The sequence below is a fragment of the Helicobacter monodelphidis genome (assembly GCF_003288845.1).
In the GTDB taxonomy this organism is placed as follows: Bacteria; Campylobacterota; Campylobacteria; order Campylobacterales; family Helicobacteraceae; genus NHYN01.
Window position 1 is genome coordinate 164,514 of record NZ_NHYN01000002.1, and the last position, 7,570, is coordinate 172,083.

Consider the following 7,570-nt stretch of genomic DNA (forward strand, 5'->3'; position numbering starts at 1 on the left):
CTTTATACTGCAGGTAAAATATAAAGTGGACTTGTATTGCTTTCTAGTTCTAAAGAATCTAAAGAATTTGGCAAATACATCTCCACTTTAGGTAACTCTTGTGTATATGTTTCTAAGGTGATACCATGATTTGACTTCACAAAATAGCTATTCCCATAAGCAAAAATAGGTGCATTATCATTCAAGGCAAAGCTATCAACACCAAATAGCTCTATATCGTGTGTGATACGCATTGTTTGTGCAAAAATATATGCAAGCTTAATAGCGGTAAAACTACCCGGACCTCGCACAAAAACCAGCCTTGTAGGGACAGCTAAAATAGGCTGTAGAGCCTTTAAAGCTTGTTGTGTAACTTGCACAAGCCCATCTCCGGCCTTACCATTATAACAAAAAGAATGTATCAACTGGTTATCCTTGTAAACTCCTAACAATAGCGGGGATTGAACACAGCAAAGCAATAAAGTTATTGATGTCTTCTTAGTCATTGGCTATCCCTTAAAATCTCGGTCCCTACGCCTCCACTTGTAAATAGTTCTAGCAATAAGGAATGTTCCACACGTCCATCAATGATATGTGCCTTTTCCACACCTGCATTCACAGCTTTTACACATGCATCAACTTTGGGAATCATACCACCCACAATCACATTTTTTTGCTTGTAAGATTCAACTTCTTGTATGCTTAGGCTTTTAAGTAATGTTCTATCCGCATTCAATACCCCTTGCGTGTCTGTCAAGAAAATCACTTTTTTTGCTTTCAAAGCACACGCAATCGCACAAGCAGCCGTATCTGCATTAATATTAAAGCCCGGATGATGGGCTTCATCAGCACTTGCAACAGGTGCAATTACAGGAACGAATCCACCCTCTAAAAGCTTTTGCACAACTTCAATATTCACTTCCTTAACATCACCCACATACCCCAATTTTCCGCCATCTTTAGGGGTTGCACAAAGCAACCTAGAATCTTTGCCACTAATTCCAACTGCCTTTAACCCATGAAAATTTAAAAATGCACTCAATTCCTTATTAATTTCGCCACTTAAAACCATTTCAACCACCTTCATCGCCTCTAAAGAAGTAACACGATGACCGTCAACAAATTCTGTAGGAATTTGTAATGTTTGTAGCATTTCACTGATTTTATTTCCACCACCATGCACAATAACAGGTTTAATACCAAGCATATAAAGCATAACAATATCAATCGCAAATTGTTCTTTTAATTGTGGATTAATTTGAGCAGCACCGCCATATTTAATCACCATTGTCGCACCATTAAAAAGTTTAATGTGGGGTAAAGAATCCAAAAGAATAGAAACAATTCTGGAGTATTTACTCATTTTCATTCCTTACACTTAAATTTAGTTGTAACTCTTCTACCCATTTTTATTGGAATTAGAGTTTTCACAATGTATCATTAGAAAAAAATGCTTTGTAATATGATACCATAAAACATTCAAATTTTATGATAGGAGAAAGTCAATGAATATTGTTTTTTTAGATACAATGACTTTGGGAGAGTGTGATTTAACGCCCATCAAGCAACTAGGAGAACTCATCTGCTATCCTTTTACAACCCCACAAGAATGCTTGCAACGAAGCAAAGATGCGGATATTATCATCACTAACAAAGTTGTCCTTAATAAAGAAATATTAAAACAACTACCTAAGCTTAAGCTAGTTTGCATTGCTGCGACAGGTATGAATAATGTTGATCTACAGGTGGCCAAAGAATGCGGAATTGCCGTCAAAAATGTCGCTGGCTATTCAACTAAAAGTGTTGTGCAACACACAATCACACTCGCACTAGGATTACTTTCCAAAATCAGCTACTATGACCAATATGTCAAGAGCGCTGAATACACAAAAAGCCCTATATTTGTAAACCTAAAGTATGATGCCGTTGATATTGACAATAAAAAATGGGGCATTATTGGTTTAGGTAGCATTGGTAAAGGAGTAGCAAAAATCGCTATGGCTTTGGGGGCAAGTGTAAGTTATTATTCTACAAGCGGCAAAAATGCACAGGGCTATCCTTCGCAAAGCTTGGAGTCTTTGCTTAAAGAGTCAGATATTATTTCTATCCACGCACCATTAAATGAACAAACAAAGGGCTTGATTGGCGAAAAGGAATTAAGTTTACTTAAAAATAAAGCTATTATTTTAAATCTTGGACGCGGTGGGATTATTGATGAAAACGCTCTTGCACAAGAATTAAAGAAACGCGAAATTTATGCAGGGCTTGATGTGTTCGAAGTTGAACCTATGCAGAAAAATCATTGTTTGCTTTCTAAAGATATTCCGCAAGAAAGATTACTGCTAACACCTCATATCGCTTGGGGCTATGTGAATAGCAGAAAACATTTGATTGAGGGCATTGCACAAAATATCCGCTCAATTCTCTAATCTAGTAAAGTTACTTAAGGGTTAGAATTTTTGCTTAAGGGGAATTACACTTCTTAAGCAAATTACATAATTAGGGGGTTGCTATTGAAATGGCAAAGCATATAACTTACCCCGCCTAACTTTTCGTAAACATAAGAATCCTGCTTTCAAAAAGCTAAAGTATTATCAAATATTGATACCACCAAATCTATTGAGCAAAAAACACTAATCACTACTATAAAATCTCTGAAGTACGAGGAATGACCTGTAAATCTAAATCTGAAAATACCCCATTCAAATAAGCTTCAACACCGACGCGTCCAATCATTGCTGCATTATCAGAACAAAACTCCAAAGGTGCAAAATAAAGATGTCTATTTTGTCCTAATAATTCTTGCAAGGCTTCCCGAAGGCATAAATTTGCACTTGCCCCACCAACAACCGCAAAATTTAAATTCTTAGAATATTGCAAAAACTTTCCGCATTGTTGCACCAAATGTGCAATAGCCGTTTTTTGAAAAGAGGCACAAATATCATATTTATCCTGCAAACTCAATTCATTTTTCTGTTGTTTTAATTCTTCTATTGCCAACCTCACACTATTTTTTAAACCAGAAAAACTAAATGCAACATCCTTATAATGAGAAAGTGGAATAGTGAATGCAAAACGCATAGGATTGCCTTTTTGTGCATAAGATTCTACAATAGGGCCACCAGGATAGGTAAGATTTAACATTTTTGCGACTTTATCAAAACTTTCACCAAAGCTATCATCTAAAGATTTTGCACAAATATCCATCTCTGCAAAATTTTTAGCTTTCAACAACAGTGTATGTCCGCCAGAAACAAGCAAAACATCTAAGGGAAAAATAGCCTCTTTCTCAATAAATAAAGAATAAATATGACCTTTTAAATGGTGAACCCCAATCAAAGGAATATTTAACATAAGACACAATGCTTTTGCCATCGTTACACCCTCAAGTAAAGTAACACTAAGTCCGGGTGTATAAGTTACTGCAACTGCTTTGACCTGCTTTAAAAATGGCTTTGTTTTTTCTAAGATTAAGGGTAATTGAGTAGCGTGAAGACGACTCGCAATCTCTGGAACAACTCCCCCATAAGGAGTATGCTCACTATCTTGCGAGATTTTTTGATGAAAAACAAGGTTTTTAGATGCTATATCTGTAATCGCAATAGAGCTATCATCGCAACTACTTTCAATACTCAATAACATTAAACCTCCAAATTCTTACGCCTTCATATCAAGAGGTAGAGCTACTGCCCCACCTGAGCTACTAGAAGAACTACCTTTTAGCTCTTCAATCTTTTTATCAATCTTTTCTAGGGCCTTGTCTAAAGTTTCTTTACTAATATCGGGTAATTTATCGCCCCATAGACGCTCTGCACTATCATACCCCTGTAAAATGCCTTTACGTCCTGCAAGAAGTTTATCAATATCATTACCTGCACCCATAATGACAAAATCGGCAAGCCTGTCTGAAGTCTTCTTCACACCAAAAAAACCATCTTCGCTAATTAAATCTGCCGCCTCTTGTGAAGTAAGAGAGCCTAAAGGTTTCCCATTATACCCAATTGTTTTTGTATCAATGCTATTTAAAAATTTTCTAAGTTCATCTGTTCCTGCTTTTGATAGCCCACCTTGAATGCCGAAACTATCCCTTGCATTCTCCATCATTCCTGTTTGGAACTGCAACGCGTATTCTGCCATTAGTGCCTTAGCGTCAACATTAGATGCATTCTTCATTACCTCTTTTTTGCCTTCTTCAGTCCTTAAATTGACACCTTTTAAAAGATTGTTGCTATTAGCAACATTATTTTCTTTTGATGAAACACTTGAACGATTAATGACATTTGAAGCCATTGAACTTGCTGTATTGATATCCATATCTGTAAGCCTCCCTGTAGAATTTGTGTCGTATAATAACGAACAATTTGTTATACAACCAAATATTATATCGACAACTTATTAAAAAACTTTAATTTCTGGAGAAAAATATGCAAAAGTTAATTGCAGAATGCGAAAAAATCGGTGTTGATGGTGTACTTCTGGTAATGCCACACAAAAAAAGTGATTGGGTAAATTACTTACAAGAAGCACAACAAGCAATGCGTGAATTAATCAAACACATCATTCAAGAATGTTCTGTAATTATTGTATTACCGCCTGATGAAGGTTTACAATCCTTATGCGACCTTGCACAAAATCCCCGCATTATCCCTATACATTTACCAAGCAATGACACTTGGGCAAGAGACTTTGCACCCCTTTGCGTAAGAACTCAAAAAGGAATGGCGCTACTTGATTTTAACTTCAATGGTTGGGGATTAAAATTTGCAGCCAATTTTGATAACAAAATTAGTAAAGAGCTAGTGAAGGCACAAATTTTCAATATTCCTTTAATCCAAAAAAATTTAGTTTTAGAAGGTGGAAGCATTGAATGTAACTCGCAAGGGATTTTAATTACAACCCAAAAATGCCTACTTGAACCTAACCGCAACCACGCATTCACACAAACAGAAATAGAAATTCAACTCCAAAAAGAATTAGGAGCAACAGAAATTTGCTGGCTAAAGCATGGTTTTTTAAGCGGTGATGACACAGATTCACACATTGATAATTTGGTAAGATTTATTAAAGATGATACAATCATATACTGCATTAGTGAGAATTCTGATGACGAACATTATGTAGAACTACAAGCAATGAAGCAAGAGTTAGAAGAATGGAGTAATGGACGTTTTAAACTTATCGGCTTACCACTCCCTAGCCCTTTGTTTTACGATGGAGAAAGGCTACCTGCAAGTTATTTAAATTTCTTAATCCTAAATCAAACAATTCTTATGCCTACCTATGGACTCGATACAGACGCTCAAGCATTGAGAATACTGCAAGATGCTACAGATTTCTATCAAGTTAAAAGTGTGGACTGCTCCGTTTTTGTCCGCCAACATGGCAGTTTGCATTGTATGAGTATGCAATTTCCAAAAGGTAGCCTAAAACAAAGAATCTAATTTACCTTTTTACAAAAAGGGTGACACTCGCCAAAATTGCCTAAAGGCTTTGCATTGCGTATAGAATGAACAAGCTGGATACTATTTCTTGCCTCACTTAAGCCAAACCCCCCACCATTTAAAATATCCCTATAGCTTTCAGTATGCAAATCTGTGAAGCCTTCACTGAATTCCACTTCCCTACCATCAACACTAATCAATCTAAAAGTGCGTTTATTTTCCGCCACCGCACATTCTGGTAAATGTTCCGCATTCACTGATAAAAACCAACGCACTCTAGCAAATTTCAGCTCTAAGAATCCACTTGCTACATCAGCATTCAAAATATGCACTTCACTTTCTTTTACTTCACCAAATATCCAAGTAAGCATATCAAAGAAATGTACACCAATATTTGTCGCAACTCCACCACTCTTTGCTACATCACCTTTCCAAGAAATAAAATACCATTTTCCGCGTGAAGTAATATAAGTTAAGTCTACATCAAAAATTTTATCTGGATTCTTCGCTAATTCATCTTGAATCTGTTTTTTTAGCTGAATGATGCTTTGATGAAGTCGTAATTGCAAAATATTATAAACCTTTTTACCACTTTCTTGTTGAATTGCCTCCAATGCGTCAATATTCCAAGTATTCAACACTAATGGTTTTTCACAAATTGCATTCGCCCCACTTCTCAACGCAAAACGAATATGGCTATCATGGAGATAATTTGGAGAACAAATCGACACATAATCTAATCCTTCACCTTTACGCCTCAATTTATCTACATGACGGTCAAAACGTTCAAATTCAATAAAAAAATTTGCCTGTGGAAAATAGCTATCCATAATCCCCACCCCATCATAAGGGTCCAATGCACATACAAGTTGATTGCCTGTTTCCTTAATTGCTCTTAAATGGCGGGGTGCAATATAACCTGATGCCCCAATCAATCCAAAATACTTCATCAAAATACCTCCAAAATATGCCCCACAATCTCTGTAGCCGCTCGCCCTTGCCCATAAAGATTACAAGTAAAGTCATTACCTCTTAAATCGTCTATTCTTGTGATAGCCTTTAGGATTTTTTGTCGATTTGCCCCAACCAAAAGATTATAGCCCAACGAAACAAGCTCTTCCCATTCTGTTTCATCACGCAAAACAAGGCATGGTTTTTCAAAAAAATACGCCTCTTTTTGTAAACCTCCGCTATCGCTCATTACATATTCACATTTTTCTAAAAGCCAAATCATCTCTAAATATCCTAAAGGTTCTACGAAAGTAATATATTGAGGGGTAATAGCATATTGCTCTAATCTCTTTTTTGTACGCGGATGCAAAGGAAGCACAACCTGCTTATTTTTAGCAATTTCCTCTAGTGCTAAAAAAATTGTACTCAATCTTTCTTGAGAATCCGTATTTTCAGCACGATGAAGTGTACAAAGTACAAAAGAATCTTGCAATTTAATGTTAGGCTGTCTCGCAAATTGACGATAATACAAAGCCCCATCTTGCATTACATCTCCGCTTTTAAAAATCTTGGCATCAAAATTATTGAAGCCCTCATTATACAAATTCTCAATCGCCTTTTGTGTTGGGCAAAAAAGGAGGGTTGAAACCCTATCTGTCAAAATACGATTAATCTCCTCTGGCATTTTCATATTAAAGCTCCTCAAACCTGCCTCAATATGAATAATCGGAATATGTAACTTTGAAGCCGCTAAAGCCCCCGCTAAAGTAGAATCTGTATCGCCATAAACCAAAACACATTGCGGAGATTCTGCAAGCAATACTTTTTCAATCGATTCAATCATACGCCCTAACATAGCACCATATCCTAATCCTCCAATTTGCAAAAAATGGTTTGGCTTTGGAATATGCAATTCTTCAAAAAATATGTCACTCATACAAACATCATAATGTTGCCCTGTATGGACAATAATTTCACACATATTAGGATATTTTTGGAATTCACGACTCACCGTTCCTGCTTTAATAAATTGCGGTCTAGCCCCAATAATTGTAACAATTTTTAACACTTTAAGCTCCGATATTTTCAATATTTTCTATCATCTCAAGCAACTTTTCTCCCTCTTGCTCTGCATTTAAAATTTGTGCTGTTTTATTAGCATTTTCTTTATAGTGTTTAATGTCATCTTTTGTGAGTTT

Annotated in this window: 8 protein-coding genes; 2 read left to right on the forward strand and 6 right to left on the reverse strand. The window is 36.2% G+C overall.

What is annotated here, in order from left to right; genetic code table 11:
* Positions 1-2: 2 nt before the first annotated feature.
* Together CCZ01_RS01855 and argB are read right to left on the reverse strand one after the other, a co-directional pair.
* Positions 3-404, reverse strand: coding sequence for a hypothetical protein (locus CCZ01_RS01855; RefSeq protein ID WP_258436344.1), 402 nt, complete (start codon positions 402-404; stop codon positions 3-5).
* Between the two features lie 77 nt (positions 405-481).
* Positions 482-1,342, reverse strand: coding sequence for an acetylglutamate kinase (gene argB / locus CCZ01_RS01860; RefSeq protein WP_112051530.1), 861 nt, complete (start codon positions 1,340-1,342; stop codon positions 482-484).
* A 142-nt stretch (positions 1,343-1,484) separates the two neighbouring features.
* Between argB and CCZ01_RS01865 the strand changes: the two genes are divergently transcribed.
* Entirely contained in the window at positions 1,485-2,408 is a 924-nt protein-coding gene (locus CCZ01_RS01865; protein WP_112051531.1) for a D-2-hydroxyacid dehydrogenase, read from the forward strand.
* Positions 2,409-2,622: 214 nt separating this feature from the next.
* On the opposite strand, the gene tsaD is transcribed toward CCZ01_RS01865, so the two are convergent.
* Together tsaD and CCZ01_RS01875 are read right to left on the reverse strand one after the other, a co-directional pair.
* Positions 2,623-3,621 (reverse strand): tRNA (adenosine(37)-N6)-threonylcarbamoyltransferase complex transferase subunit TsaD, encoded by a 999-nt coding sequence (gene tsaD / locus CCZ01_RS01870; RefSeq protein WP_112051532.1) that lies wholly within the window; start codon positions 3,619-3,621, stop codon positions 2,623-2,625.
* A gap of 15 nt (positions 3,622-3,636) precedes the next feature.
* The gene (locus CCZ01_RS01875) at positions 3,637-4,293 is read right to left on the reverse strand and encodes a hydrogenase-4 component G (RefSeq protein WP_112051533.1); all 657 of its coding nucleotides are present in this window, start codon (positions 4,291-4,293) and stop codon (positions 3,637-3,639) included.
* Between the two features lie 110 nt (positions 4,294-4,403).
* Here CCZ01_RS01875 and CCZ01_RS01880 point away from each other — a divergent pair, with 110 nt between their 5' ends.
* On the forward strand, positions 4,404-5,420 hold the full coding sequence (locus CCZ01_RS01880; RefSeq protein WP_112051534.1) for an agmatine deiminase family protein: 1,017 nt from the start codon (positions 4,404-4,406) through the stop codon (positions 5,418-5,420).
* On the opposite strand, the gene CCZ01_RS01885 is transcribed toward CCZ01_RS01880, so the two are convergent.
* Together CCZ01_RS01885 and wecB are read right to left on the reverse strand one after the other, a co-directional pair.
* Entirely contained in the window at positions 5,417-6,370 is a 954-nt protein-coding gene (locus CCZ01_RS01885) for a Gfo/Idh/MocA family oxidoreductase (protein WP_112051535.1), read from the reverse strand. The genes CCZ01_RS01880 and CCZ01_RS01885 overlap by 4 nt on opposite strands.
* Positions 6,370-7,440 carry a non-hydrolyzing UDP-N-acetylglucosamine 2-epimerase gene (wecB, locus tag CCZ01_RS01890; protein WP_112051536.1) on the reverse strand — a complete coding sequence of 357 codons (1,071 nt, stop codon included), beginning with the start codon at positions 7,438-7,440 and terminating at the stop codon, positions 6,370-6,372. Before wecB ends, CCZ01_RS01885 begins: the two co-directional genes overlap by 1 nt.
* Positions 7,441-7,570: the final 130 nt, after the last annotated feature.

Excerpts from the sequence above, each read along its gene's own strand:
- argB (WP_112051530.1), bottom strand. The coding sequence starts at position 1,342 with ATGAGTAAATACTCCAGAATTGTTTCTATTCTTTTGGATTCTTTACCC.
- CCZ01_RS01865 (WP_112051531.1), top strand. The coding sequence starts at position 1,485 with ATGAATATTGTTTTTTTAGATACAATGACTTTGGGAGAGTGTGATTTA.
- tsaD (WP_112051532.1), bottom strand. The coding sequence starts at position 3,621 with ATGTTATTGAGTATTGAAAGTAGTTGCGATGATAGCTCTATTGCGATT.
- CCZ01_RS01875 (WP_112051533.1), bottom strand. The coding sequence starts at position 4,293 with ATGGATATCAATACAGCAAGTTCAATGGCTTCAAATGTCATTAATCGT.
- CCZ01_RS01880 (WP_112051534.1), top strand. The coding sequence starts at position 4,404 with ATGCAAAAGTTAATTGCAGAATGCGAAAAAATCGGTGTTGATGGTGTA.
- CCZ01_RS01885 (WP_112051535.1), bottom strand. The coding sequence starts at position 6,370 with ATGAAGTATTTTGGATTGATTGGGGCATCAGGTTATATTGCACCCCGC.